The 24,855-nt window shown below is 70.7% G+C and carries 21 protein-coding genes; 6 read left to right on the top strand and 15 right to left on the bottom strand.

The genetic code is table 11. From position 1 onward, the window contains the following. Both AB0O28_RS37770 and AB0O28_RS37775 read right to left on the bottom strand, forming a co-directional pair. On the bottom strand, positions 1-213 hold a 213-nt coding region (locus AB0O28_RS37770; protein WP_363647453.1), incomplete at its 3' end, for a hypothetical protein. Positions 214-306: 93 nt separating this feature from the next. Further along, entirely contained in the window at positions 307-4,275 is a 3,969-nt protein-coding gene (locus AB0O28_RS37775; protein WP_363647455.1) for a ThuA domain-containing protein, read from the bottom strand. 298 nt (positions 4,276-4,573) lie between these two features. Here AB0O28_RS37775 and AB0O28_RS37780 point away from each other — a divergent pair, with 298 nt between their 5' ends. Both AB0O28_RS37780 and AB0O28_RS37785 read left to right on the top strand, forming a co-directional pair. After that, complete coding sequence (locus tag AB0O28_RS37780; RefSeq protein ID WP_363647457.1) at positions 4,574-4,978, top strand: hypothetical protein; 405 nt, start codon at positions 4,574-4,576, stop codon at positions 4,976-4,978. After that, positions 4,968-7,190, top strand: coding sequence for an MMPL family transporter (locus AB0O28_RS37785; RefSeq protein WP_363647459.1), 2,223 nt, complete (start codon positions 4,968-4,970; stop codon positions 7,188-7,190). The genes AB0O28_RS37780 and AB0O28_RS37785 overlap by 11 nt, the downstream gene beginning before the upstream one ends. Here AB0O28_RS37785 and AB0O28_RS37790 read toward each other — a convergent pair. From AB0O28_RS37790 to AB0O28_RS37820, 7 genes are all read right to left on the bottom strand, one after another. After that, the gene (locus AB0O28_RS37790) at positions 7,177-7,911 is read right to left on the bottom strand and encodes a hypothetical protein (RefSeq protein WP_363647461.1); all 735 of its coding nucleotides are present in this window, start codon (positions 7,909-7,911) and stop codon (positions 7,177-7,179) included. The genes AB0O28_RS37785 and AB0O28_RS37790 overlap by 14 nt on opposite strands. Positions 7,912-7,976: 65 nt before the next feature. Next, entirely contained in the window at positions 7,977-8,723 is a 747-nt protein-coding gene (locus AB0O28_RS37795) for a copper homeostasis protein CutC (protein WP_363647463.1), read from the bottom strand. A gap of 38 nt (positions 8,724-8,761) precedes the next feature. Next, positions 8,762-9,712 carry an asparaginase gene (locus tag AB0O28_RS37800; RefSeq protein ID WP_363647465.1) on the bottom strand — a complete coding sequence of 317 codons (951 nt, stop codon included), beginning with the start codon at positions 9,710-9,712 and terminating at the stop codon, positions 8,762-8,764. Then, the gene (locus AB0O28_RS37805) at positions 9,699-10,526 is read right to left on the bottom strand and encodes an amino acid ABC transporter permease (RefSeq protein WP_363647467.1); all 828 of its coding nucleotides are present in this window, start codon (positions 10,524-10,526) and stop codon (positions 9,699-9,701) included. Before AB0O28_RS37805 ends, AB0O28_RS37800 begins: the two co-directional genes overlap by 14 nt. After that, positions 10,523-11,167 (bottom strand): amino acid ABC transporter permease, encoded by a 645-nt coding sequence (locus AB0O28_RS37810; RefSeq protein WP_363647469.1) that lies wholly within the window; start codon positions 11,165-11,167, stop codon positions 10,523-10,525. Before AB0O28_RS37810 ends, AB0O28_RS37805 begins: the two co-directional genes overlap by 4 nt. Continuing rightward, a complete protein-coding gene (locus AB0O28_RS37815) occupies positions 11,167-12,096 on the bottom strand; it encodes a glutamate ABC transporter substrate-binding protein (protein ID WP_363647471.1) in 930 nt (309 codons plus the stop codon). The genes AB0O28_RS37810 and AB0O28_RS37815 overlap by 1 nt, the downstream gene beginning before the upstream one ends. Before the next feature lie 22 nt (positions 12,097-12,118). Next, positions 12,119-12,847 (bottom strand): amino acid ABC transporter ATP-binding protein, encoded by a 729-nt coding sequence (locus AB0O28_RS37820; protein WP_363647473.1) that lies wholly within the window; start codon positions 12,845-12,847, stop codon positions 12,119-12,121. 104 nt (positions 12,848-12,951) lie between these two features. Between AB0O28_RS37820 and AB0O28_RS37825 the strand changes: the two genes are divergently transcribed. Both AB0O28_RS37825 and AB0O28_RS37830 read left to right on the top strand, forming a co-directional pair. After that, positions 12,952-14,094: an ROK family protein gene (locus tag AB0O28_RS37825; RefSeq protein WP_363647475.1), complete on the top strand. Its 1,143-nt coding sequence runs from the start codon at positions 12,952-12,954 to the stop codon at positions 14,092-14,094. 42 nt (positions 14,095-14,136) lie between these two features. After that, the gene (locus AB0O28_RS37830; protein ID WP_363647477.1) at positions 14,137-14,793 is read left to right on the top strand and encodes an HAD hydrolase-like protein; all 657 of its coding nucleotides are present in this window, start codon (positions 14,137-14,139) and stop codon (positions 14,791-14,793) included. A gap of 36 nt (positions 14,794-14,829) precedes the next feature. On the opposite strand, the gene AB0O28_RS37835 is transcribed toward AB0O28_RS37830, so the two are convergent. The 5 genes from AB0O28_RS37835 to ligA form a co-directional block, all read right to left on the bottom strand. Then, on the bottom strand, positions 14,830-16,062 hold the full coding sequence (locus AB0O28_RS37835; RefSeq protein ID WP_363647479.1) for a hypothetical protein: 1,233 nt from the start codon (positions 16,060-16,062) through the stop codon (positions 14,830-14,832). Positions 16,063-16,163: 101 nt separating this feature from the next. Beyond that, on the bottom strand, positions 16,164-16,622 hold the full coding sequence (locus AB0O28_RS37840; protein WP_363647481.1) for an MFS transporter: 459 nt from the start codon (positions 16,620-16,622) through the stop codon (positions 16,164-16,166). Positions 16,623-16,670: 48 nt separating this feature from the next. Further along, positions 16,671-17,144, bottom strand: coding sequence for an SRPBCC domain-containing protein (locus AB0O28_RS37845; protein ID WP_363647483.1), 474 nt, complete (start codon positions 17,142-17,144; stop codon positions 16,671-16,673). Beyond that, complete coding sequence (locus AB0O28_RS37850; protein ID WP_363647485.1) at positions 17,141-17,524, bottom strand: metalloregulator ArsR/SmtB family transcription factor; 384 nt, start codon at positions 17,522-17,524, stop codon at positions 17,141-17,143. Before AB0O28_RS37850 ends, AB0O28_RS37845 begins: the two co-directional genes overlap by 4 nt. Before the next feature lie 126 nt (positions 17,525-17,650). Further along, positions 17,651-19,738, bottom strand: a complete 2,088-nt coding sequence (ligA, locus tag AB0O28_RS37855) for an NAD-dependent DNA ligase LigA (protein ID WP_363647487.1) — start codon at positions 19,736-19,738, stop codon at positions 17,651-17,653. A 220-nt stretch (positions 19,739-19,958) separates the two neighbouring features. Between ligA and AB0O28_RS37860 the strand changes: the two genes are divergently transcribed. Next, complete coding sequence (locus AB0O28_RS37860; RefSeq protein WP_363647489.1) at positions 19,959-21,725, top strand: hypothetical protein; 1,767 nt, start codon at positions 19,959-19,961, stop codon at positions 21,723-21,725. Positions 21,726-21,860: 135 nt separating this feature from the next. Here AB0O28_RS37860 and AB0O28_RS37865 read toward each other — a convergent pair whose 3' ends face one another. Next, complete coding sequence (locus AB0O28_RS37865; RefSeq protein WP_363647491.1) at positions 21,861-22,973, bottom strand: endonuclease/exonuclease/phosphatase family protein; 1,113 nt, start codon at positions 22,971-22,973, stop codon at positions 21,861-21,863. A 240-nt stretch (positions 22,974-23,213) separates the two neighbouring features. Between AB0O28_RS37865 and AB0O28_RS37870 the strand changes: the two genes are divergently transcribed. Further along, positions 23,214-24,800: a protein kinase gene (locus AB0O28_RS37870; RefSeq protein WP_363647493.1), complete on the top strand. Its 1,587-nt coding sequence runs from the start codon at positions 23,214-23,216 to the stop codon at positions 24,798-24,800. Positions 24,801-24,855: the final 55 nt, after the last annotated feature.

The following is a 24,855-nucleotide window of genomic DNA, read 5'->3' on the forward strand; positions in this document are numbered from 1 at the left end:
GCCGTTCTCCGTCAGGGACACCCCGTTGTTGTCGGCCACCGTCATCGACAGCTGACCGGGCGTGGTCGTGGGCTCGATCTTCACCGACACGTCGACGCCGTCGCCAGAGCCGTCGCCGGGTCCGTCGGCCGCCGTCGCGGGACCGGCCACACCCGAAAGCACCAGGCCGAGCACCGACACGGCCAGTATCTGAGCGGTTCTCTTGGTCTTCACGTGATGACTCCATCTTTGGGGAGGCATGGGGGCGGGGCCGGCCGGCCAATCGTCCAGTCGGCCGGCCCCGGTTGGTTCTGTTCGGTACGGCGGTCAGGCGCAGCTGATCGCGTTGTAGGCGGCGTCGTAGGTCGAGGTGACCTGCTTGCCGCCGATCGTCGCGGTCCCCTTAACAGTCACCTTGCCCGCGCCGATCTGTCCGGCCCGCGCGTTGAAGGACTGGTAGGCCTGCTTGCCCGGGGCCACGTCGGCCACGGTCTTGGTGCCGAACGGGGTGTTCAGCTCGATCGTGGCCGGCGCGTCGCCGTCGTTGACGGCCGTCACCGCCACGTACGCCGACGTGCCCACGCAGCGGGACGAGGCGGTCACGGTCAGCGGAACGCCGGGAGAGGAAACCGGGGTGAAGCCGAACCGCTGGTTGTCGGCGTTGCTGCAGGTCCACTGGATCAACGCGGCGCCGTCGGCCTTGGAATTGCCGTTGATGTCGAGGCACAGGCCGCTCACCGCCGAATTGACCTGGTAGGCGTCTCCGGATGGGATGAGATAGAACCGCTGGTTGACCTGGTCCTTGTGTCCGTCGGGATGGCAGGAGTACTGGACGAGCTGGGTGCCCGTCGCGGTCGAACCGGCCGGCACGTCAAGGCACTTGCCGCTCTTGACGTTCTTGAGCTGATAGGCGCCCGCGGTGAAGGGAATGGCCTCCCACTGCTGCTCGCTGCCCTCCGTCGCACTCATCTGAACGATCTTGGCGTCATCGGCGGTCGAGGCGTCCTGCGGCGTGACGTACTTGCCGCTGTGCTTCGGGGCGATGGTGTAGACACCCTTGGCCCCTCCGCCGACCGTGACCGTCGCGACCATGCCTGCCCACTTCTTGCCGTCGAAGCCGGAGTGGAGCCTGCAGATGACCGTCCAGGTCCCCTCCCGATCGAAGGTGTAGGAGACCGGCGGACCTCCCGGCGAGACAGCGCCCTTGGTGACCTCGAAGATGTCGCCGCCGTTCGGGTCCGGATTGCCGCCGGGCGGCACGAGCCAGACATCGTGCGGCATTCCCGCATCCGGCACGTTGAAGTGCCAGGTGACGGTGCCACCGCGGGTGATCTCGCAGTTACCGGGACTCCACCCCGTGCCCGAGGCGAAGATGTCGCACGTCGTGGGGAGCGTCCTGCCGCCGTCGAGCACCGTGAAGACGGCACTCTGCGGGTTGGATGTGTTCCCGGAGTAATCGGTGGCCCGGTAGTCGACCGTGTACTTCCCCGGGCTCTTGAACGGAACCGGCGCGTCGTAGGCGGTCCACGCTCCGCCGTTGACGCGGTACTCGGTCTTTTCCACGCCGGCACAACCGACATCGTTGGCGGTGAGTTTGAGCGTGGCCGAGTCGATGTAGGTGTTCTGCTGGCTGGGGTGGGCCCGGCCCTCGATCTGGTGCGACACCGTCGGTGCCTGGGTGTCCTCCGCGCACGTGGTGGAGGGCTTGAACTCGATCTTGACCAGCTCCATTTTCATCGTGGAGTTGATCTGGTTGCGGCAGCAGCCGAAGGTCCAGCGCCCCATGTAGAGGGCGCCGTCGGGCCCGAACCTGGTCGGGATCACGAAGCTGCTGTTCGGCGTGCCGAAGTGGTTGACCGGCAGCCAGTCGTTGACCCGGAGCATCTGGTTGTTGTCCTCCCGCAGGCGGACCTCCTTCCAGAACCCGTTGTCGGCGCCACGGTTGGTGATCAGCCACGAGCCGTCGTAGTAGGGCGGGAAGGCGCCGGGACCGTAGCTGTCCTTGTATCGGTAGACCGGGCCGGTGACCGGCTGCATGCCCCCGGGGCCCAGGTCGCCGAAGGCCATCGGATCCTGACCGCCCGGGTTGCCGGGGTACTTGCGCCAGATCGTCGCCGACTTGGCGGGGCCTGGAATTTCATCGAGGCCCTGGAACGTGGGTTGCGAATTCTTGCCGCCAGGCGGAGCCCAGGCGAGGTCGGCCGGGATCTTGTCGAGCGAGCAGTCGTACTGCTGACCGGTCGAGGAGTTGGTCTCGTAGTTCCAGCGCCACGTGGTGTTGGTCTTCGAGTTGTCGCCGACGCAGAACGGCCAGCCCTGGAAGCCGGGCTCGTCGACCAGATCCCACTCGCAGGTGCCGGCCGGGGCGCGGTTGGCCTGGTCCACCGTGTTGTCGTGGCAGTACTCGCCGACGACGACCGTACCCGGGTTGGCGGGGTCGGTGTGCACCGTGAAGGGCTGCCGGAAGCCCATGGCATAGATCTCCGGACGGGTCTTCGGGGTCCCCGGCGGGAACATGTTGCCCTTCGGAACCGTGTAGGTCTTGTCCAGGCCGGGGTCGGGGGCGCTCCCTGAGACCGGAGGCGGAATGTCCTCGATCGGTTTGATGCGCAGGATCTTGCCGCGCAGGTCGGCGGTGTTGGCCGCCGTCTTGCGCGCATCCCAGCGCTCGGAGGCGCGATGGTCCATCGGCGGGTAGCCGTTGTGGCCGGGCGCGTTCGGGGAGGTGTCGTCGCCGACGCCGAGGTAGAGGTTGCCTTCGGAGTCGAACACCAGGCTCGCGCCGCCGACATGGCCGGGGCCGTTGTCGGTGGGGCCACCCGGGAAGCCTGAGGGGTTGCCCGAGATCTTCGCCTTGGGCACGCGCAGGATCTGCCGCTCATCGTATGGATGTGCCGGGTCGGCGGCTCCGCCCGCCGGGGCGGGCACGAACGCGGTGCCGGCCTCGTTCAGCGTGAAGCGGCTGATCAGGTTGTAACCGACCGTCTGCTGGTTGCCCGTGGTCGGCCAGTCGGGGTTGCGCGGGGAGTAGTAGACGTAGATGTCGCGCTTGTTCGGGTTCGACAGGTCGAAGCCCGGCTCCAGGCTCATCCCCAGCACGCCGTCCTCGGAGTTGCCGTGGTCGGCGCGGGTCGGGATCGTCGCGACCGTGGTCGAGTTGTTCGGCGGGCCGTTCGGATCGTGCATCTTCACGTAGCCCTGGGACTGGTAGCCCGTTGTGGGGCCGATCTCGGTCCAGTAGAGCTTGCCGTCCGCCGCCACGTCGAGAGCCATCGGGCCGTTCGCGTTGTCGACCAGGGTCGTGCGGGTGAAGTTCGACCACACGGTGCCCGAGCAGTCGGTCTTGTTTCCCTCGCCGGCGACCCAGCGCACCCCTCCGACGATCTGCTTGACCAGCGGGTTGTCGCCGCCGTTCTCGCTGTACCGCACGCCGAAGTGACCCTGCGAGGTCACCCAGGTCCGTCCGTCGTTGTAGGACCGCGGGGTGGCGGTGCCGTCCTTGACCCTGTCGCCGTCGTAGAGCTTGCACCACGTCGTGGGGTGGTCCTGGCCCATTTTCTGGCTGCCGGTGTTGTAGGTGCGCTCGTCGAAGGTCTCGAGCACGTGGTGGGTGCCCCGGACGCTGCGGACGAAGTTGTAGTGCTCGTCGGCGAGCTGGTAGGTGTCGGGCAGGTCTTTGGTGGAGAGGTGGTTGTGGTCGGCGACCTGGACGGTCGCGGCGTTGCCGGTCGCCGACCCATTCGAGTGGGCGGTCATCGTCGTGCCGATGACGCTGTCCGGCCCGCCGTCCCACCAGTCCCACACGGACGCGCCGGCGCCGGCGTCGGTCATGTTGTGCACGGCCGCGATCCCGCCGCGGTTCTGAGTGAAGCGGATCAACGCATCGCGCTGGGCCTGGTCCAGGAGCGGTCCGGTCCGGCCGCCGCCGGCCCATGACCACGATGCGTTGAGGAACAGGATCGCGCTGTATCGGGCCAGGTTGTCGTCGGTGAAGATCCGGGGGTTCTTGTTCGGGTTGTCGCAGTTGTTCGTGCCGCCACCGTTGTTGTCGCAGTCCTCCCAGTCGACCTCGTAGCCTGCGGCCTTGAGAGCGGCCTGCACCACTGGGCGCCCGTTGTCGATCGCCTCCGCGTGCCGGTACCCGGTCGTGCCGGTATAGATGAGGACCCTCTTGCCGTCCTCCTCCTTGGCAGGAGCCGCGAGGAAGCCTTGATTGGCCGGCCCGGCGCTCGTCACCGGGGCAGCAGCCGGCAGGTGGGTGCTCTTCGCTTGGGCAGTGGTCGCCGGGGCGAGCATCTGAGCCCCAAGAGCGACCGCAGTCAGCGCGGTTAAAGAACGCCTCACACTCCGCGCGGGCGGCGCGGCGTTCCGCATACCACTCACTTCCTCTCCCAATGCGGCGGCGACCAGCCCCGCGGCCGGAGCGATGTGGTTCGACCGCCTGAGGTTAGACGTAGCGTCTGCGCCTTTTGTCCATGTGTCAAGGACTTTCTCCACGTACACGAAAAAGTCAGCCCCGAAGGTGCAGTCGTTTTGTTTGCCCGAGGCATTAGTTCTCTTGAACGAGACGGTTTCGTCGGTTAGCGTCCCCGCTATGAGCGGGCAGACGGTTCACCGGCGGCTTCTCAGCGTCGCTGCGGCCACAGTTTCGATCGCCGTCGGAGCACTGGCTCTGACGGGCTGTAGCGACGATTCCGGGGAGGCGAAGACGCGGGGACGCGACCTGACCGCGCTCCAATGCCCGATGGTGGAGACCGGGCAGAACGGGGGCGTCAACCAGTACAAGCCCGCGGAGAACGCCTTCGACACGGCGGAGCTGCTCGGCTTGGAGCTCGCCGAGGCGCGTGAGAAGGCGGCCCGTCACCGCTGCGAAATCGTCGTTTCTCGCGAGGACGGCAAGAGCCGGCCCGTGCCGATAGAGATCGACCCGACGAGGATCTACGTCTACATCGCGCATGGCGTCGTCAGCCATATAGAAGGGGTCGGTGGTGGGCTCTAAGGCCGGCGACCCGATGCGACCTCTCACCAGGGCTTCCGCGATCGCCGCCGGTCGGCGGTCACGGTGGGTCGTCATCGCGGTGTGGCTTGCGCTCGCGATGCTCGCGGTGCCGCTACACGCCAAACTCAGCGAGCAGGCCGACGACGAGAGCGAGACCTTCCTCGTCCGGGGATCGGAGTCGGCGGCGGTAAAGCGGATCATCGACGAGCGGTTCCGGCGCGGCAGCGAGACAGCGGCGGTGATCGCCTATTTCCGCGAGAGTGGGATCACCGCGGACGACGGACGGCGCGCGGACGCCGACGCCCTCGCGCTGTGCCGGTCCGGCGCGATCCCGAACCTGACCATGGTCGCCACCCCGTACCAACGCGCGTGCGGCGAGACCGATCCGCTCGACATGAGCCCGGGGGCTTCGCTACTCACCTCACCCGACGACACCGTCATCTTGAGCACGGTCCTGATGACCGATGACTCGACGCCCGACATCGAGCAGGCGGTCGCGGCGATCCGCGAGGTAGTCCCGTCGGCCGCCGGCGACGCGAGCGGATTGAGGGCCTTCGTGACCGGCCGTGCCGGCTTCGAGGCCGATCGGCAAGCCGCGTTCGAAGGGATCAACGGGACCCTTTTGGCAGTGACGATCGCCGTACTGCTGCTCCTGCTGCTCGCGACCTACCGCTCACCGCTGGTTGCTCTGGTACCGCTGGCAGTCGTCGCCCTCTCCTATCTCGTCACCGCCGGCCTGGCCTACGGCCTTGTCGCCGTCGGCCTCACCGCGGTCAGCGGCCAGACGACCTCGATCATGGTCGTGCTGATGTTCGGTGCGGGCACCGACTACTGTCTGCTGATCGTGGCGCGGTTTCGCGACGAGTTGCGCCGGACGCGGGACGTCGAGGAGGCGATGGTCGCCGCCGCCCAGCGCACCGCCCCGGCGATCGTCTCCGCCGGAGCGATCGTCGTCGGCGCGATGATGGTCCTCGCCCTCGCCGACTTCAACGCCACGCGCGAGATGGGCCCGATCCTCGCCCTCGGTGTCGCGATCATGGTCTGTGCCGGCCTGACGCTCCTGCCCGCGGTGCTCACCGCCCTCGGCCGACGGGCGTTCTGGCCCGCGATTCCCCGCCCCGAGCCCGAGTCCGCACCTTTGGTCACGTTTTGGGGGCGCGTCGCGGGCCTCGTTCACGCCCGCCCGAGAGTGATCGCCGTGGCGATCACCGCCGTCCTCGCCGCGGGCACGCTGGCCGGCATCGGCGGGCGTCCGGCGCTCGACTTCTCCGAGTCCTTCCGCGAGGCGCCGGACTCGGTCCTCGGCCAGCAGGTGATCCGCGACCACTTCGTCCCCGGCCGGGCGGCGCCGCTTCGCATCGTCGTCGCCGACGAGGTGGGCGGGAAGGTCCAGAGCGCTCTCACCGAAGGCACGCACACACCCGTCGCCGGCATGCACGCGGTGGCGAGGTCGGTCGGGGCGGACGGCGACTCCCTGGGCGCGGAGGCGCAGGGCCGGCGAAGATCCGCGGAGGACTTGCTCATCTTCGACGCGGACTTGCGGATGGATCCGTTCTCGGAGCAGTCCACCGACACCGTCCCAGTGCTGCGCGAAATCGCTGAACGCGCGGCCGACGGCCACACCATCCTGATCGGCGGGACCGTGGCGGAGAACTACGATGCCCGCCAGGCGCTCGGCCGTGACACCAGGCTGATCGTCCCGATCAGCCTTGCCCTGATCCTCGTCGTCCTCGCTGTGCTCCTGCGCGCGGTGGTGATGCCGCTCTACGTGATCGCGACCGTGATCCTCTCCTTCGGCTTCGCCCTCGGCGTCGGTTCCCTCATCTTCACCCACCTCCTGGGCCAACCGGCCTCAGACCCGAATCTGCCGATATACGCGTTCATCTTCCTCGTCGCCCTGGGCGTCGACTACAACGTGTTTCTCCTCAGCCGGATCAGTGAGCGGCGTCGACAGCACGAGACCCGCCGCGCGGTGACGGAGGCCCTCGAGCGAACCGGCGGCGTGATCACCTCCGCCGGCCTCGTGCTCGCCGCCACCTTCGCGACGTTGATGGTGCTTCCGATGGAGGCGCTGTTTCAGATCGGCTTCGTGGTCACCCTGGGCCTGCTCGCCGACACCTTCCTCGTCCGAGCCCTGCTCGTCCCCGCTCTCGCGATGATGCTCGGCGAGCGGAACTGGTGGCCGTTCAAGCACACCGCTACCCCGGGCTGACGTCGCCGGCGCCGCGACCCAGGACCCACCAGCGGACGGCGGCGGCGGCCGTCCGCGGCGGCACCTGATGCCCGCCGGGGAACTCCTCGTACGTCACCTCGTAGCCGCTGTCCCGCAGCTGCGGGACGAGCCGCCTGCTGCAGTGGTCGATGGGCAGCACCCGGTCGGAGGTGCCGTGCGAGACGAAGATCCGGGGACGGCCGTGCCGGATCATCGGCGCCATGAACCCCGGAGAGAACGCGAGCACGGCGTGAAACAGGTCGCCGTTGGCCAGCCCCAGCGACAGCGCGTAGGAGGCGCCGTCGGAGAAACCGGCCACGGCCACCCCGCCGACGTCGACGGCCGCGCGGGAGAACGCCTCCTCCAGTGCGGCGTCGATCCTGGAGACGTCCGCGCCGTACCCGCCGACGATGACGTCCCAGGTGGCGGAGACGGCCTGCGGCGCGAGCAGCAGCACGCCGAGATCCTCGGCCTGCGGAAGCAGCCACTCCAGCGCCTGCTCCGCGGTGCCGCCCGCGCCATGCAGCACGACGGCGAGCACGGACGGCCCCGCGCCCTGAGCGTGCGGCACGGAGAACAGGGCGCGCCCGTCCAGGCGGTGCACCCCCGGTTCGGGAGAGGACGCCGCTCGCGCGACGGCCACGGGGCGGGCGGACAACCGGCCGTGCCGCACGCCCTCCTCGGGCCCCGGATGGGGCCGGCTCCGCTCCGGCGTGGCCATCGGCCTCACCCCCCGCCCACGGGTCTACCCCTCCTGCCCGCGGGTCACCGCGATGCGGCCCGGCTTCAGCCGCGGGCGGCGGCGATCACCTCCGAGACCAGGGCGGGCGAGGTGACCCTGCGGACATATTCGGGCTGGCGCAGCTCACCGCCCATGAAGGGGTACGGGTTGCGGTGGACGGCCGGGCTGGGCTCGTCCACGAGGGCGGCGAAGTGGATCTCCCTCGCCCCGGTCGCCGCGACCACCCGGCCCACGTTCCGCGGGGTGATGCCGCCACCGGGCATGACGACCAGCCGGTCGCCGGCCCGCTCGGCCAGTTCGGCGATCAGCGGCGCGCCCTCCAGCGCCGAGCTGTCCTGACCTGAGGTGAGCACCCGGTCGATCCCAAGCCCCGCCAGCGTCTCCAGCGCGGCGAACGGATCGGCCGTCATGTCGAAGGCCCGATGGAAGGTGACCGAGAGCCCTCCGGCGGCCTCGATCAGCCGCTTGGACACCTCGACGTCCACCTCCCCCGCCGGGGTGAGCGCGCCGATCACGACGCCCTGCGCCCCGGCGTCGCGTACGGCCGCCACGTCGCGGGCCATCGCCGCGACCTCGTGCTCGTCGTAGACGAAGTCGCCGCCGCGCGGCCGGATGATCACGTGGACCCGGATCGAGGAGACCGCGGCGAGCGTGGCCTCGACCGTGCCCAGGGTGGGAGTCAGGCCGCCCTCGAACAGCGCGGCGCACAGCTCGACGCGGTGCGCGCCCGCCCGCTCGGCGGCCAGCGCCCCGGCCGTGCTGTCGATGCAGATCTCATACGTCAGGTTCATCGTCTCCCCTAGAAAACCGCCACTCAGAAAACGGCCACTCAGAAAACAGCGCTGATCTCGCCGACCGGAGCTCCCCCGCCCAGCACGGGAACGGTCGTGAACTCGGCCGCCGCCGAGACGTCCGCGCCCGCGGCCCGCAGTGCGGCGAGCGCGACGGCCGTCGTCGCCCGGGGGCCGCCGTCGATCGCCTTGACGGCCGCCGCGTGCCCGGAGGCGAGCGCCACGACCAGCACACCCTCGGCGCCGCCCTTCACCACGGCGCCGGGCAGCGCCCGCATCAGGCGGGTGTTCACGTGCCCGGTCCCGCCGACGTACTCCGGATGCGTGCGCATCGCGTCGGCGACCGCGCGCGGCGGCGTCCCCGGCGCGGACACGACCATGGCGCGTACGGCGCGGGCCAGGCCCGTCAGCGAGATCCCGAACAGCGGCGCGCCGCAGCCGTCGACGGCGACGTGCGCGGCCTTCTCCCCCGACAGTTCCTCCACCACCGACCTGACCCGCTCCTGCACGAAGTGGCCGGGGTCGAGGTAGGTGGCCGTGGGCGCGCCCGCGGCCACGGCGGCGGCGAGCATCGCGGCGTGCTTGCCCGAGCAGTTCATCCGTTCCCGCGACGGCCCGAGGCCCGCCAGCACCAGGCCCTGCCGGGCGGTCTCGTCCTCGGGCCAGTCGGGCGGGCAGCGCAGGTCGCCGAAGGCGAGCCCGGCCCCGCCGAGGATCTCGGCCACGAGCCGCACGTGGAAGTCCTCCCCCGTGTGGCTGCCGGCGGCGATCGCGAGCGCGGGACCCTGCAGGTGGGCCCCGGCGAGCAGGCAGGCGAGCGCCTGGAACGGCTTGGCCGACGAGCGCGGCAGCACCGGCGCGTTCACCGGGCCGCGCGCGACGGCGACCTCCCCGCCCGCCGACAGCGCGACCGCGCTGCCGAAGTGGACGCTCTCCACGAAACCGGATCGCACGACCTCCGCGAGCGGGGCGTATTCAGCGAGGGACACGGGTGTTCTTCCTCCTGCGCGTCCCGCCCCTGCCCCGGCGGTCGAGGGAACGGGCGAGCGCGGACAGCGACGCGTTGACCACGAGGTAGACCAGCGCGACGACGATGTACGTCTGGATGAGCAGGCCGTTGTAGTTGGCCAGGACCTTGCCGCTGTAGAGCAGCTCGGCGTAGCTGACGACGAAGCCGAGTGAGGTGTCCTTCAGCAGGCCGACCGACTGGCTGACGATCGAGGGCAGCACCCGGCGGGCCGCCTGCGGCAGCACGACCAGCCGCATCGACTGCCCGTGGGTGAGCCCGAGGGCCAGGGCGGCCTCCCCCTGTCCCCGCTCGACGGACCTGATCCCGGCCCGGAAGATCTCGGCGAACGCCGCCGCGTTGGACACGGCCAGCGGCACCACGAGCTTCCAGAACAGCGGGAGGTCCAGGCCGTACCTCGGCAGCGCGAACAGCACGAGGTAGACCAGCAGCAGCGCCGGGATCGTCCGCACGGCCTCGACGTACGCGGCGGCCGGCAGGCGGACCCAGCGGCGCCGCGACAGCCGTCCGAGCGCGAGGGCGATCCCGGCCGCCATCGCGAGCGCGGCCGACACGACGGCGGCCAGGGCGGTGGACCACAGCCCGCCGAGCAGGTAGCGCCACATCGGCCAGGTCGCGTACGGCTGCCAGCGCTCGGCGGCGAGCTGCCCGTTGGCGGCGAACTGGCGCACGGCCAGGGCCAGCAGGGCGAGCAGCACCACCACGCCCGCGACGGTGGCCAGGCGGATGCGGCGGCGGGCGCGCGGGCCCGGCTCGTCGAACAGCAGGTTGCTCACCGCGCCACCGCCAGCCGCCGTTCGAGCCGCCCGGTCACGAACCCGGCGCAGGCCGCGATCGCCGCGTACGCCAGGCCCGCCCCCACGAAGATCGGGATGGGCTGCGCCTCCAGCAGGTTCACCCGGTTGGCGGCGGCGGTCAGCTCGACCACGCCCACGGCCGCCGCGAGCGAGGTGTTCATCGTGAGCGCGATGAAGATGTTGCCGATCGGCTGCACGACGGTGCGCAGCGCCTGGGGCAGCACGACGTGGCGCAGCGACTGGCCGAACGTCAGCCCCAGGGCACGGGCCGCCTCGCCCTGACCGGCGGAGATCGCGTTGACGCCCGAACGGAGGGCCTCGGCGATGTAGGCGCCCTCGTACAGCGCGATCACCACGATGGCCGTGGTGGTCAGGCCGGCCGTGAGCCCGATCTCGGGCAGGCCGAAGACCGCGAGCACGAGCAGCACGAGCAGCGGGAGGTTCTGCAGGGTCTCGACGTAGACGGTCGCGACCGTGCGCAGCACCGGGACCGGCCCGACCCGCATCGCCACGATCACGAGCCCCACGGCCGCGGCGCCGACGAACGACGCCGCGGTCATCTGGAGGGTCACGACCAGCCCCTGCCAGAACTCGGGCAGGTGATCAAAGAGTGCCGACATCAGGAACCCGGCACAGAACCGATCTCGGGCGGCGTGGGGGCCTCGCCCTGCACGACCGTGCCGAGGGAGTTCTTCCAGATGCCCTGCCAGACGCCGTTGGCCTGGATCTTCTTCAGCCAGTCGTTGACGAACGACTTGAACTGGTCGTCGCCGTGCCTGAGGCCGATGCCGTACGGGTCCTGGGTGAACGGCTTGGTCACGACCTGCAGCTCGGGGTCCTTCTTGGCGTCGGCGACGAGCAGCGTCTCGTCCTGGACGTAGGCGACGCCGCGGTCCTGCTTGAGCGCCTGGACGCACTCGGGGTCGCCGCCGAAGGTGATGATCTTCGCCTGCGGCGCGAGCTTCTTGATCTCGGGGATTGCGGGGGTGTTGGCCCCGGCGATGACGGTCTTGCCGTTCAGGTCCTGCGGCGAGGAGATCCCCGTCGTGCCCTTCTTGACCGCGATGGACAGGCCCGAGGAGTAGTAGGGACCGGCGAAGGCGACCTGCTCGGCCCGCTCCGGAGTGATCGTGTAGGTCTGGAAGACCACGTCCACGGTGCCGTTGCTCAGCAGCGCCTCGCGGGTCTCGGACGCCGAGTTGACGATCTTCACCTTCGGCTGCCCGATGATGTATTTGGCCAGCGCTTTGCCGAGGTCGGCGTCGAAGCCCTCCACCTCGCCGGTGGCGGGGTTCTGCTGGGACAGCAGCGGCGCGTCGAGCGAGCCCCCGACGATCAGCTCGCCGCGCTGCTTGATCTTCTCCATCGTCGAGCCGGGCAGGATGTCGGCGGCGGCGGCCACCGGCGCGTTCGCGAGCACGCCGCTCCCGCCGCCCTCGCTCGCGGCCGCGCCCGGCACGGCGGAGCTCGCCGAATCCGTCCCGGCACAGGCCGTCAGGCCGGCCATCGCCACGGCGGCGACAGCGGCCACCCGCTTAATGGACACCATCGGGGTCCACCATCCTTTGCGATCAGTGCGTGAGTACCTTGGCCAGGAAGTCCCTGGCCCGATCGGTGCGGGGCGAGTCGAAGAAGGCGTTCGGCTCTCCCGTCTCGACGATCCGGCCGCCGTCCATGAACACCACGCGGTCGGCCGCGCGGCGCGCGAACCCCATCTCGTGAGTGACGACGACCATGGTCATGCCGTCGGCGGCCAGGCCCGTCATCACGTCGAGGACCTCGCCGACCATCTCCGGGTCGAGCGCCGAGGTGGGCTCGTCGAAGAGCATGACCTTGGGCCGCATGGCGAGCGCGCGGGCGATGGCGGCGCGCTGCTGCTGCCCGCCCGACAGCCGTGCGGGCTGCTTGCCGGCCTGCTCGGCGATGCCGACCCGGGCCAGCAGCTCGTGGGCGGTCCGCTCGGCCTCGGCGCGGCTCACGCCGCGCACCTTCATCGGCGCGAGCATCACGTTCTCCAGCACGCTTTTGTGCTGGAAGAGGTTGAAGTTCTGGAAGACCATCCCGACGTCGGCCCGCAGCCGGGCCAGCGCGCGGCCCTCCTCGGGCACGGGGACGCCGTCGACGAGGACCTCGCCCGAGTCCGCCGCCTCCAGCCGGTTGAGGCACCGGCACAACGTCGACTTGCCGGACCCGGAGGGCCCGATGACCACCACGACCTCGCCGCGCGCCACGTCGAGGTCGACGTCGTGCAGCACGTGATGCTCACCGAACCACTTGTTGAGGCCTCGTACCCGAATCATCGCCAACTTCCTTCGAAATCGAAGATATGGCGGACCGTAATGGATGATTCTGAGCGAAGTCAACGCGTTGGCGCAGAAAGTAAAGTCGTGGTATTCCTTCCTCCATGCCAGGCAAAGAGAGGTTGCCGGTGCGGGGGGCGCAGGGCGATCTCCTGCGCCTCGTCGCCGCCGGCCACGCCGAGTCGCGGGCCGAGCTCGCCCGCCTGTCCGGCCTGGCGGCCTCCAGCGTCTCGCTCCGCGTCGAAGAACTGATCGGCAGCGGGCTGCTGGTGGAGGAGGGCGCGGGCACCTCGCGCGGCGGCCGGCGACCCCGGCGGCTGCGGCTCAGCCCCGGTGCGGGACTGCTCGCGGTCGCCGACCTCGGCGCGCACCACGCGCGGCTCGGCCTCCTCGACCTCAGCGGCACCCCGCTGGTGGTCGAGGAGCGTCCCTGCGACATCCTGGCGGGGCCCGACGCGACCATCGACTGGATGGCGGCCGCGTTCGAGGACCTGCTGGCCGCGCACGGCCCGCCCGGGGTCCCGCTGCGCGGGGTCGGCACGGGCATACCCGGTCCTGTGGACCCGGCGACCGGCCGGGTCGTCGCGCCCTCGCGCATGCCCGGCTGGAACAACTTCCCCGTCGCCGAGCGCCTCGGCGCGCACTTCGACCTGCCCGTCCTGGTGGAGAACGACGCCAACCTCATGGCGGCGGGAGAGGCCAGGTCATGGCCGAAGTGCGAGACGCTGATGGTGCTCAAGGCCGGCAGCGGCATCGGCTGCGGCGTCATCGTGAACGGCGCGCTGCACCGGGGGCGCGGCGCCGCCGGAGACATCAGCCACGTGCGGGTCAGGAGCGACTCGTCGGTCACCTGCTCCTGCGGGCACGACGACTGCCTGGAGGCCTACGCCAGCGGCGCGGCGCTCATGGGCGTGCTCAACGAGCAGGGCATCGAGGTTCGGCGGCCCGCCGACGTCGTCGCGCTGGTCGAGGACGGAGTCCCCGAGGCCACCGCCCTGGTGCGCAACGCCGGCCGGCTCATCGGCGAGGTGCTCACCGTGCTGGTCAACTTCATCAACCCCGACGCGATCGTCGTAGGCGGCAGCCTGTCGCCGGCCGAGCCGCTGATCGCCTCGATCCGCGCGGCGGTGTACGAACGGTGCCTGCCGCTGGCCACCCGCGACCTGGAGATCTCCACCACCCGGTCGGGGCCGGACGCCGCCCTGCTCGGCGCCGGGTCCCTGCTGCTCGACGCCGTGCTCGCCTGAACACCCGCCCGAATGGACGCGACCCCGATTGGACAGCCGTAAGTGACGCGCTACTGCCTCTTCGACCTCGACGGCACGCTGACCGATCCCGAGACCGGCATCGTCGGTTCGATGCGGTACGCCCTGTCCGCGATCGGGTTTCCCGAGGTGAAGCACGAGCAGCTCCGCGCCATGATCGGCCCTCCCCTCCAGGACGGTTTCCTCCGGCTCGGCGTGCCGCGGGAGCGTGTCGATGACGCCGTGCGCGCGTACCGGGAGCGCTACACCGCGGCCGGGATGTACGAGAACGAGGTCATCGCGGGAATCCCCGCCGTGCTGGAGGCTCTCGTCGCCGGCGGCTGGACCTTGGCGGTGGCCACGTCGAAACCGGCCGTCTACGCCGAGAAGATCCTGATGCATTTCGGGCTCGACGGCTTCTTCGCGTACGTGGCCGGAGCGACGCTCGACGGATCCCGGCGGCACAAGGCGGACGTCATCCGCCACGCCCTCGACGTCCTCGGCGCCCCGCCCGAGGCGACCGTCATGATCGGCGACCGCGGGGAGGACGTCGCCGGCGCGGCCGAGTGCCGGGTGCGGTGCGTCGCGGTGACGTGGGGCTTCGGCCAGGCGGCCGAGTTCGCCGCTCCCGGCGTCATCGCCGTCGCCGGCACGCCCGAGCGCCTTCTCGACGTGCTGTCGCAGGCGGCCGCGGCGGAGTGAACGTCACCTTCGGGGCCTGGCCACGCGAGCGACCACCTAAGGAAGCCGGTCGAGGATCCAGGTGCCGAGCTCTTGGGTGATCGCGGTGTGCCCCTCGTTCTGGGACGCGAGCGTGAATTCGTCCAGTTCGCTGGCGTCGGCAGGAAGGCTGTCGATGCGGGCGTACAGATCGTCGTTGGTGGCGATGTCGCGAATGGCGACGGCGCTGACCGCCGGGACGAAGCAGTGCGAGCGGATCGGGTTGTCCACGCCCATGCCGAGGCCGGTGAACGTGTTGAGCGCGTCGGCGAGGATGCCGAAGCCCTCCAGCATGCCGCCGGGGGCGCCGTCGATATCGGGCAGGTCCGTGGTGCGGATCTCCGGGCGCTGCGCGGTCACGACCCGAAGAGCGGCGACGAGCGAGTCGTCGCCCGTCGCCTGGGTGCGCAGGTCGGTGCCGGTGATGGCCAGGCCCTTGCCGCGCAGGGCGGTCTGGCCGGGCGTGATGCCGTTGCCCTGGCCTGAGCCGACGCCGTTGGCGACGCCGATCAGCCGGGGCCTGCGCGGCCAGTTGCCGACGAGCTCCAGCGCGGCGAGAAACTCCTTGCGCTCCTCGTCGGTGTCGGGCTCGTCCTGCCATCCTTCGATGTGCTGCCACAGCAGTTGACGCGCGGCCGGGCTGTTCATCTGGTCGGAGAACCGGCTGTCGAGCCGGCGGATGTAGTGCGCGAACGCTTGCAGCGCGATGGGCACCCACGCACCGCGGTGCGGGCTGTCGTAGGAGAAGTACAGCTCCGTCTGGTGGTCCGTCCTCTCCTGGCTTTCCATCCTGGCCAGGGCGTATCGGGTGACCAGGCCGCCCATGCTGAAGCCGCCGACGGTGAGCGGATGGCCGCCCTGCCGCCGCGCGATCGCCTCCCGGATCGCGGCGATGGCGGCTTCGGCGTTGTCCAGGATCGATGCGCTTCGCTCGGTGAAACCGAGCAGGACGACGTCCTTGCCGCGCTTGCGCAGTTCGCTGAGGAGCGGGAATCCGCTGAACTCCAGGGCGTTCCAGGAGAACTCGGGCGTGCTGGGTCCCGTGTTGAAGCCGTCGGCCATGATCACGGGTGCGGTCAGGGCGCGGTTGCCCTGCCCGTAGTACACCCAGGCGGTGCCACCGGGCAGAGCCCAGACATCGTTGGGCACCGGCGGGATCTGGGTGGGAGGCTCCTTGGGGCCAGGAGCAAGGATGATGGGCGGCGCGGCCCGGAGCGCTTCCGCGATCTGCTGTTCGTTCTGCCCGCTCATGCCGATCCCTCTCTGACGACGATGACAGAGAGTGTTTCCACAACTACTTTGAGTAACCGGAAGCTATGGGATCGTCTGTGCCGTTATATGCCAGAAGGAGGTCAGCAAGTAGCAACTCGGGCCCCGTCAGCGTCGCCGGGCGGCGGGCCCGCGCCCATCCCGGCGCCGAACACCGGCAGGGCGACGAGCAACGGGGCGGTCGAGCCGCCGGACGAGAGCCGGGCCAGCAGCAGGCAGGCCGCGCCCAGCAGGAGCACGCCCGAGGCGGCCACCGGCCTGACGCCGAGCCTGGTCACCACTCGCTGACCGATCAGCGCCCCGGCCACCGATGCCGCGGTCATGGCGGCGGTCACCAGCCCGAACGACGTCGCGGACCATGCCAGCAGGAACACCTTACGGCGCCCAAGCAGGTCGGCGGCCTTGCCGGACAGCAGCAGCAGGCCGCTGAAGGCCAGCGCGTAGGCGGTCACCGCCCACTGGACCACGGAACCGGCGGGCTCCAGGTCGCGTTCGATGGCCGGCAGGGCCGACATCAGGCTGGTGCCGTCCAGGATGGTCATGAAGAACGCCCGTCCCCAGCAGGGCCAGCACCCGCCGGCGGATGCTCGTCATGACGGCCTTTCCCCCGTTGCCCGTTCCCGCGGTCCGCGCCGCAGCTCGGCGCCGAGTGCGTCGAGCCAGTCGCCGGTGCCCTGCCGCCGCCAGCCGGGATCCTCCCGGCCGTCGAGGAATGTCGCCTGCTCGGTCAGCGTGAGCAGCGTGCCGCCGTCGGCCGGGGCGAGCTCGACCGTGGTCAGCGATACCGTGGCCAGCTCGTCGCCGCCGTACAGGGACGAGGTGTAGACGATGCGGCTGTCGGCGACGATGTCGCGGTACCAGGACTCGAAGATCAGCGAGGTGCCGTCACCGTCGGCGTACGCGCGGTTGATCTCCCGCCCGCCGACACGGAAGTCCAGTTCGTGCTCGCCTCCGGCGGCGAACCAGCGGGCCTTAGCCGCCGGGTCGGCCCAGGCGGCGAAGACCCCGGCGGGCGTGGCCGGGTAGGTGCGCTCGAGGGTGAAGGTGGCGTGCGTGACAGTCATGAGGGGCTCTCTTCCTGTGGGTTCCGCCCGGTCGGCCGGTCGGATGACTGCTGGGATGGTCGCTGCGCCAGGAGATCGTCGAGGAGGTCGAGGCGCTGCTCCCAGGAGGTGCGCTGGCCCACGATCCACTCCTCGGCCATGCGCAGCGCCCGCGGCTCGATCTGGCAGGTCCGGACCCTGCCGGTCTTCTCGGACCTGACCAGGCCGGCCGCCTCCAGCACCTGCAGGTGCTGCATCACCGCCGGCAGGGACATGGCCAGAGGCTGGGCCAGCCGGCTCACCGCGGCCGGGCCGCGCACCAGCCGGGCCACGATGGCCCGGCGGGTCTCGTCGGCCAAGGCGCGGAAGATCCGGTCCAACAACTCCGAATGCTTAGGCACCTTTTTAAGTATTCGGTCCTGCCGGGCCAATAGTCAAGAGGTTGCTTAAGTATTGCTCGCGGCCGTGGTCGGCCCGACGCCGCGCCGAGCGGGCGCCGTAGACGCCCCGCAGACCACCGGGGACGCCTACAACAGCCGCGCGACCATCTCGGCGAACTCCTCCGGGGAGACGATCCGCACGCCGAGGGATTCGGCCTTCACCCGCTTGGATCCCGCGTTCTCCCCCGCGACGACCAGCGAGGTCTTCGCCGACACGCTGGACGACGCCCGGCCCCCGGCCTGTTCGACGAGCTCGTTCATCTGATTGCGGGACAACGCCGCCAGCCGCCCGCTCATCGCACCCGTGACCACGACCGTCATCCCGGCCAGCGGCAGGGCATCCGGCTCGTCGCCGTCCGGGGCCGGGGCGGCCGCGCCGTCCTCGTCACCGGCCGCCGCCGCCACACCGGGCTCGACCATGTTCACCCCGGCGCGGACGAGCCTGTCGATGAGGTCGCTCAGCTCGGCCAGCTCGGCGACGATCACGGGCGCCTTCTCCGGGCCGATGCCGTCGACCCTCTGGAACGCCTCGGCGTCGGCCGCACGGATGGCCTCCATGGTGCCGAAGTGCCGGGCGATGCGGCGGCTCATCGAGCGCCCCGTCCCCCTGACCCCGAGCGCGCAGAACACCCGGCTCAGCGGTCTGGCCTTGGCCCTGTCGATCGCGGCCAGGAGGTTGTCGGTGGACACCTCCCCCATCCGCTCCAGGCCCAGCAGCTGCTCACGGGTGAGGAAGAACAGGTCGCCGAAGTCGGCGATCAAGGCGGCGTCCAGCATCTGCTGGACGCGGTTGTCGGCCAGCCCTTCCACGTCCAGCTGGTCGCGGCCGACCGCGTACCGGATCGAGGCGATCGCGCGGCAGTTGCGGCCTCGCACACACCTCCACCGCTCCTGCGACGTGTCGATCTCGCCATCGCAGGCCGGGCACGCCTCCGGGAACACGATGGGCTGCTCGTCGCCGGTGCGCAGGTGCACCACCGGGGACTCCACCCGCGGGATCACGTCGCCGGCCTTGTAGACGACGACACTGTCCCCCACCATCAGTCCGCGGCGCTCGATGTCGGAGGGATTGTGCAGCGTCGCGTACGTCACGACGGAGCCGTCCAGCTCCACCGGCTGCAGAACCGCGCGCGGGGCGATCACCCCGGTCCGGCCCGTGTTCCACTCCACCGCGAGCAGCTTCGTGATCTTCTGCACGGCGGGCAGCTTGTACGCGATCGCCCACCGCGGCGCCCGCGAGCTGAACCCGGCCTGTGCCTGATCCGCCGCGTCGTCCGCCTTGATCACGATGCCGTCGATCCCGAACGGCAGCTCCGGCCGCGCCGCCGCGATCTCCTCGACCCGCTGCCGCACCTGCTCCACGGTCGTCGCGACGATCCCGGCGACCGCGGTCCCGGCCGTGGTGCGCACCCCCTGCCCGGCGACCCAGTCCATCACCTGGCTGTGCGGCGACTCCCGGAGTCGCGTCGCGAGGTCGGAGGTGTCATCGGGCAGCGGCAGTGCGCCGTACCCGAAGAACGTCAGCTCGCACACGTACGGCCGATCCTGCGCCCGCAGCGTGCCCGCGGCGGCGCTGCGCGGGTTCGCGAACGTGGTCCCGTCGTGCGCCTGCCGTTTCGCGCACGCCTCCTCGAACTGCCTGGCGGTCATCATCACCTCGCCACGCAGCTCCACGGTGACCGGGTCGGCCAGCCGCCCGGGGAGACCGACGATCGTGCCGATCGCGTGTGAGACGTCCTCGCCCGCGCTCCCGTCTCCGCGGGTGACCAGCTGGACGAGGCGGCCGCCGCGGTAGCGGGCGGCGATCGCGAGCCCGTCCAACTTCGGCTCCACGGACCAGGCGGTCACCGGACGGCCGAGCCGGCGTTCCAGCGAGGCGGTCCAGCCGGCCAGCTCCTCGGGCCCGAACACGTTGTCCAGGCTGAGCATGGGCACGGTGTGCGGGACGTCACCCACGACCCCGGCGACCTTGCCCGTCGGCGAGGCCTCCAGCACCTGGCCGGGGTGGGCCTTCTCGTAGGCGGCGATGCCACGGACGAGCCTGTCGTAGGCGTCGTCGTCCAGGGGGGAGGTGCCGTCGCCGTAGTAGGCCGCGGCCGCGTCGTCCGCCAGCTGGACCGCCTCGGCGTAGGCGGTCTCATCGGGAATCGCGTCGATGGGGGGCGCTTCAGTCATGCGGCCATCGTGCCGGGCGGGTCCGACAGATTCGCACCGCGACCTCCGGCTTGGGCGACCCGGTCACCGTCGGGGTCTTCGCCGCCGCGGTGCTCATTCAGAATCAGCGCGGCGGCGACTATGAGACGCACCCAATAGTCCATCTACATAACGCCCTGCAATCAGCGTCGGACTGATATTGCCTTGACCGGATATGGATAGATGTGGCTATATCACTGTCGTGATCAATCCTTTCCCTCTCGACCACCCCAGTCGTTTACCAATATCCGAATCGGGGGAATATGCGCGCCCCTCGATACGCAAAAAGCGCGGCGCCTTCCACGGATCGCCACTCGCCCGGCTGACACGGCGGCTGGCCGGCCTCACGACCGCTCTGGCGCTGGCAGCCGGCCTCGTGACCCTGCCGGCACCGGCCGCCTCGGCCGCCGACATCACGACCGACCTGGGCATCACGAGCGGTGGTGACGTGGTGGCGGGAGGAGGCAAGGCCTTCATCGCCGGAGACGACCAAATCCTCGTCGTCAACGCCAACGGCACGCCCAACGCCGCCGTCACCGACCTGTCCGGTGCGCTGAACCTTGCCATCACCCCGGACGGCACACGGCTGTACGCGGCGCTACGCGGTTCGAACGAGGTGGCCGAGATCGACACCGCCGAGCTCACCGTCACCCGGCGCATCGACCTGGCCGAATACCCGTGCCCGACCAATCTGGCATTGTCCGGCAACCACCTCTGGGTGGGATACGGGTGCGACCAATGGGATGGCGGTGTCGTCCGCCTCGACACGTCATCCGGACACCGATCGCGACCGGTCCAAGTGGCATCGACCTATAGCAGCCCAAAGGTCGCCGCCGCCGGAAATACTCTGGTGGTCGGCGACTCGGGGCTGTCCCCGGCCAGCCTGTCGGTGTACGACGTGAACACGTTCCGGACCACCCTGCGCGGCATCATCGACGGCCACGATTACCACACAGGCTTCCTGGGAGACCTCGCCATCACACCGGACGGCTCAACGATCATCGCGGCATTCCCCGACTCGGACGAATACTTCGCCTGGGACACGACCAGCCTCCAGAAGGTCCGCGCCTACGGCGCGGAGCCGGTCTCCGGCCGCTACTCGCCGGTCGTCGCGGTCAGCGCGGACGGAACTCACGTCGCGGGCGGACGCGGGACCAGGTCCGGACTGGGCGTGACCCTGTACGACGGTGCGACGGCGGCACCGGTCTACAGCGGCACCCGCACGGATCACGGCGGTCTGATGGACCTGCGGAGTCTCACTTTCTCGGGTGACGACCTCTTCGCCGTGTGGAAAGACCTGGCTAACCACCATCTGCACCTGTGGCGGCTGGAAACCGGCTCGCTTCCGGAATCCACGTTGACCCTGACGGCTCCATCCACCGGGACCGGGGCCGACATACTCACCCTGACCGGCCGGCTCACGCTGCCCGGCGGGCCGGCTCCGGGTGAGCAGCCGCTTTCTGTGACCCGCCACGTGGACGACAGCGTCGGCACCACCTTCGAAGTGACGACCGCGGAGGACGGCACGTTCACCTTCAAGGACTGGCCGGGAAGCGCAGGGATGATCAGATATGACGTGGTCTGGAACGGCAGTCCGACCGTGCACTGGAGCTCCGCCTCGGCGACCGTCACCTTGGTCAAGGCGGAATCGTCGATCACCCTGTCCGCACCGGCGACGGGCGTCGCCGGCACACCACTCAGCTTCAGCGGCGCGCTCACCCTCGGTGGTAATCGCCCGCGTCGGGTAGCCATGGTGAAGGTCCTGCGCACGGTCACCAACAGCAAGGGCACCGTGAGCACCGAGCTGCCGTCCGTGAACGCGGTCTCGAGAGACGGATTGTTCAGGTTCACCGATACACCCACCGAGGCGGGCGAGTACTCGTACACCTTGCAGTGGGCCGGCGACCGGGCGAGCCTGCCGACGTCGGCCACCCACGATGTGACGGTCGAAGAAGCGCCGCAGGGATGACCTGCCCGGCGACCGGACGAGGTCGATCAAGGCAGGCTGCCCCACGGACGCCGTCTCGTCCGTCCCTCCCCCGGCTCTGACGACGTGCGGCGGCCTCGGCCGGTCGGAAGACAGGCCGAGGCCGCCGCCTCGCTTTCACCAGCTGATTGCGGCCGCCACCGGCAGGTGGTCGCTGCCGGTGGCCGGCAGCACCCACGAGCTCTCCGGCTTCACGCCGCGAACCAGGATGTGGTCGATCCGCACCACCGGGAATCTGGCCGGCCAGCTGAAGCCTAAGCCGTCCCCGGCCGCGTCCTGGGCCGAGCGCAGCTGTGAGGCGAGGCCGCCGAAGGCACGGTCGTCCATGGTGCCGTTCAGGTCGCCGAGCAGCACCACCCGCTCGTTCCGCTCGGCAGTGACGGCCTTACCGAGCGCCTGCGCCCCTCTGTCCCGCTGAGCCGTCGAGAAGCCCGCCCTGAGATTCACCCGGGCGGACGCGAGGTGGGCCACATACACCGCCAGCGGACCCCGGTGCGTGGCCACCGTGGTGCGCAGCGCCCGGTTGTCGATCATCTTGACCTCGGCCGACAGGGTGTCCGCCGCCGGCCCGTAGTCCATCTCGATGTCGACCGGCCTGGTGTCCGACAGCGGCAGCCTGCTCCACAGCCCGACCGTGCCCTGCACCGTGTGGTACGGGTAGGCCTTCGCCAGCTCCTTCTCGTACGTGCCCCGGGCCTGTTCGGTCAGCTCCACCAGGGCCAGCACGTCCGCCCCGGAGGCGACCAGGCCGCGGGCGGTGCCTGCCGGGTCGGGATTGCCGGCGCCGACGTTGTGGCCGGCCACGGTGAGGTCGCCGCCCGGGCGAGACTTGTCGCCGAGCAGCCCGCCGAAGAGGTTCAGCCACACCATGACCGGCAGCAGCAGCGCGGCCATCGTGGAGACGGAGCGGCGCCACAGCGCCCCGGCCAGCAGCACCGGGATGAACAGGCCGAACCATGGCAGGAAGGTCTCCACCAGGCTGCCGAGGTGCCCGATCCTGTTCGGGACCTTCGCGTGCAGCAGCAGGAGCAGGCCGAGCAGCAGCGCCGGCGCCGCAGGCACCGGGGCCCGCTTCCAGGGGCCCGGCCGGGCGGCGGCGCGTATCGCCCGGCGGATGCGCGCGCGCCGGGTCCCCGCGCCACTGTCCCGTCGGCCGGTGTCCCGTCGGCCGGCCTCGTCCTGCACGGTCTCCTCGCCCTGCACGGCCTCCGCCGTGTCCGCCGGCGTCATCGTCCGTCCTCGCTCACTGCCGCATCCTCGGGTCCTGGGTAGGTGGGGCTCCGTGACTCGTCCCCCGGTCGACCCCCTCCACTGTCGACCGGCCGTGTCCCCGCCTCGTCAGCGCCGTGTCATCGTTGTGTCACGCTCACGCCGACGCTTGTCGCGGCGGCCCGGCGATCCCTGAAGCCGGGGAAACACCGGCCTCGTGAATGCCCCGGGCGTGCATCCCCGTCGCTAGGGTTCGGTGCCATGGCCACCCCCCTGGACCCCGGCGACCCGCGCGTATTGGGCGAGTTCACACTGAGCGGACGGCTCGGCGAGGGCGGGCAGGGGGTGGTGTTCCTCGGCCGGTCGCCCCGCGGTGAACCGGTCGCGGTGAAGGTGCTCAAGTCGGGGCTCGACTCGTCGGTGAAGGAGCGGCTTGCCCGCGAACTCGACGCGATGCGCGCGGTCGCGCCCTTCTGCACCGCCCGGGTGCTGACCGCGGTGGTCGACGGACGGATGCCGTACGTGGTGAGCGAGTTCATCGACGGGCCGTCTCTGCAGCAGCGGGTCGATTCCGCCGGTCCGCTGCGGGGTGGCGAGCTGGAACGCCTCGCGGTCGGCACGGCCACGGCGCTGGCCGCCGTTCACGCGGCCGGGATCGTGCACAGGGACTTCAAGCCGGCGAATGTGCTGCTGGGTCCGGACGGCCCACGGGTGGTGGACTTCGGCATAGCCAGGCACGGCGCGAGTGACACGATCACGGCGGGCCCGGTCGGCACCCCGGCCTACCTGGCTCCCGAGCAGATCGCCGGGGACCCGGCCACCCCCGCCTCCGACGTGTTCGCCTGGGGAGCCACGATCATCTTCGCCGCCACGGGCCGCCCGGCCTTCGGCGCCGCCGGCGTCCCCGCGGTCATGCACCGTATCCTGACCGCCGAGCCCGACGCCTCGGCACTGCCCCGCTCGCTGCGCGGGGTGGTCGAACGCTGCCTCGCCAAGGCTCCCGCGCGCCGGCCGTCCTCCCGCGACCTGCTGCTGGAACTCGTCGGGTCCGCCCCCGACCCGCTTCAGGCGGGCGCGGCCGCGGCGGCCACCAGGCCGGAAGGCGTACGGCAGGGCGGGACGACCGCGATCCTCCCGGCCTCGCCAGCTCCCGGACCGGCCGGGACGATCCCGGCGGCCTCGGAGACCACCGGGGCGGGCGGCCGCCGGCGGTCTTCCCGTACCGGGACCGTCGCCGGGGCGGTGGCCGCCGTGGCCGCGGTGTCGGTCACCGCCGCTCTGCTCGGACCGCGCCTGCTGCCCGGCGGCACGGCCGCCACGACGACGGCCGTCTCGCCCATCGCCGGCTCACCGGCACGGCCCGCGGACGCCACGCCGGGGGAAACCGTCACGGACTATGACGGCGCGTCCCAGGACGACGCCCACGCGGGGCAGGACGACGTTGTGACGACGGACGACACCGTGACGACGGACGACGCCGCGGGGGACGCCACAGCGACTTCGAAGGCCACTCCCACGCCGTCGACCACGCCGGGCGGGACGGTTCCGGCGGCGTTCGCCGGCACCTGGGGAGGCCATCTCGAGCCCGACCAGTTCGTGGGAACCAGCGAGACCGACGTGCAGATCGTGCTGGAGCCGGGCGGTCGCACCGGGAGCTGGAAGGACACCAACAGCTCATGCCGGGGAAGCCTGAGGCTGACGCGCAGCTCCGGCACGGCACTCGTCTTCCGGCTGGACACGTGCGCCGCGGGCAAAATCACCCTCGTCCAGACCGGTGATGGGCTCGCCTACCGATGGAACGGCGACGAAGGCGACATCACCTTCCAGGGCCTCCTGGTCAAGGACTGACCACCCCGCAGACCTCGACACGCTCTTGCCGCCGGGCCTGGCGCGGAGGATGAAC

Origin of the sequence: Microbispora sp. NPDC088329 (assembly GCF_040685655.1) — a bacterium.
GTDB lineage: Bacteria > Actinomycetota > Actinomycetes > Streptosporangiales > Streptosporangiaceae > Microbispora.

What these genes read in the sequence shown, in the direction of transcription:
- AB0O28_RS37870 (WP_363647493.1), top strand. Translation starts at nt 23,214, where the DNA reads ATGGCCACCCCCCTGGACCCCGGCGACCCGCGCGTATTGGGCGAGTTC.
- AB0O28_RS37780 (WP_363647457.1), top strand. Translation starts at nt 4,574, where the DNA reads ATGAGCGGGCAGACGGTTCACCGGCGGCTTCTCAGCGTCGCTGCGGCC.
- ligA (WP_363647487.1), bottom strand. Translation starts at nt 19,738, where the DNA reads ATGACTGAAGCGCCCCCCATCGACGCGATTCCCGATGAGACCGCCTAC.
- AB0O28_RS37825 (WP_363647475.1), top strand. Translation starts at nt 12,952, where the DNA reads ATGCCAGGCAAAGAGAGGTTGCCGGTGCGGGGGGCGCAGGGCGATCTC.
- AB0O28_RS37865 (WP_363647491.1), bottom strand. Translation starts at nt 22,973, where the DNA reads ATGACGCCGGCGGACACGGCGGAGGCCGTGCAGGGCGAGGAGACCGTG.
- AB0O28_RS37775 (WP_363647455.1), bottom strand. Translation starts at nt 4,275, where the DNA reads ATGCTCGCCCCGGCGACCACTGCCCAAGCGAAGAGCACCCACCTGCCG.
- AB0O28_RS37790 (WP_363647461.1), bottom strand. Translation starts at nt 7,911, where the DNA reads ATGGCCACGCCGGAGCGGAGCCGGCCCCATCCGGGGCCCGAGGAGGGC.
- AB0O28_RS37795 (WP_363647463.1), bottom strand. Translation starts at nt 8,723, where the DNA reads ATGAACCTGACGTATGAGATCTGCATCGACAGCACGGCCGGGGCGCTG.
- AB0O28_RS37815 (WP_363647471.1), bottom strand. Translation starts at nt 12,096, where the DNA reads ATGGTGTCCATTAAGCGGGTGGCCGCTGTCGCCGCCGTGGCGATGGCC.
- AB0O28_RS37845 (WP_363647483.1), bottom strand. Translation starts at nt 17,144, where the DNA reads ATGACTGTCACGCACGCCACCTTCACCCTCGAGCGCACCTACCCGGCC.
- AB0O28_RS37835 (WP_363647479.1), bottom strand. Translation starts at nt 16,062, where the DNA reads ATGAGCGGGCAGAACGAACAGCAGATCGCGGAAGCGCTCCGGGCCGCG.
- AB0O28_RS37810 (WP_363647469.1), bottom strand. Translation starts at nt 11,167, where the DNA reads ATGTCGGCACTCTTTGATCACCTGCCCGAGTTCTGGCAGGGGCTGGTC.
- AB0O28_RS37840 (WP_363647481.1), bottom strand. Translation starts at nt 16,622, where the DNA reads ATGACCATCCTGGACGGCACCAGCCTGATGTCGGCCCTGCCGGCCATC.
- AB0O28_RS37820 (WP_363647473.1), bottom strand. Translation starts at nt 12,847, where the DNA reads ATGATTCGGGTACGAGGCCTCAACAAGTGGTTCGGTGAGCATCACGTG.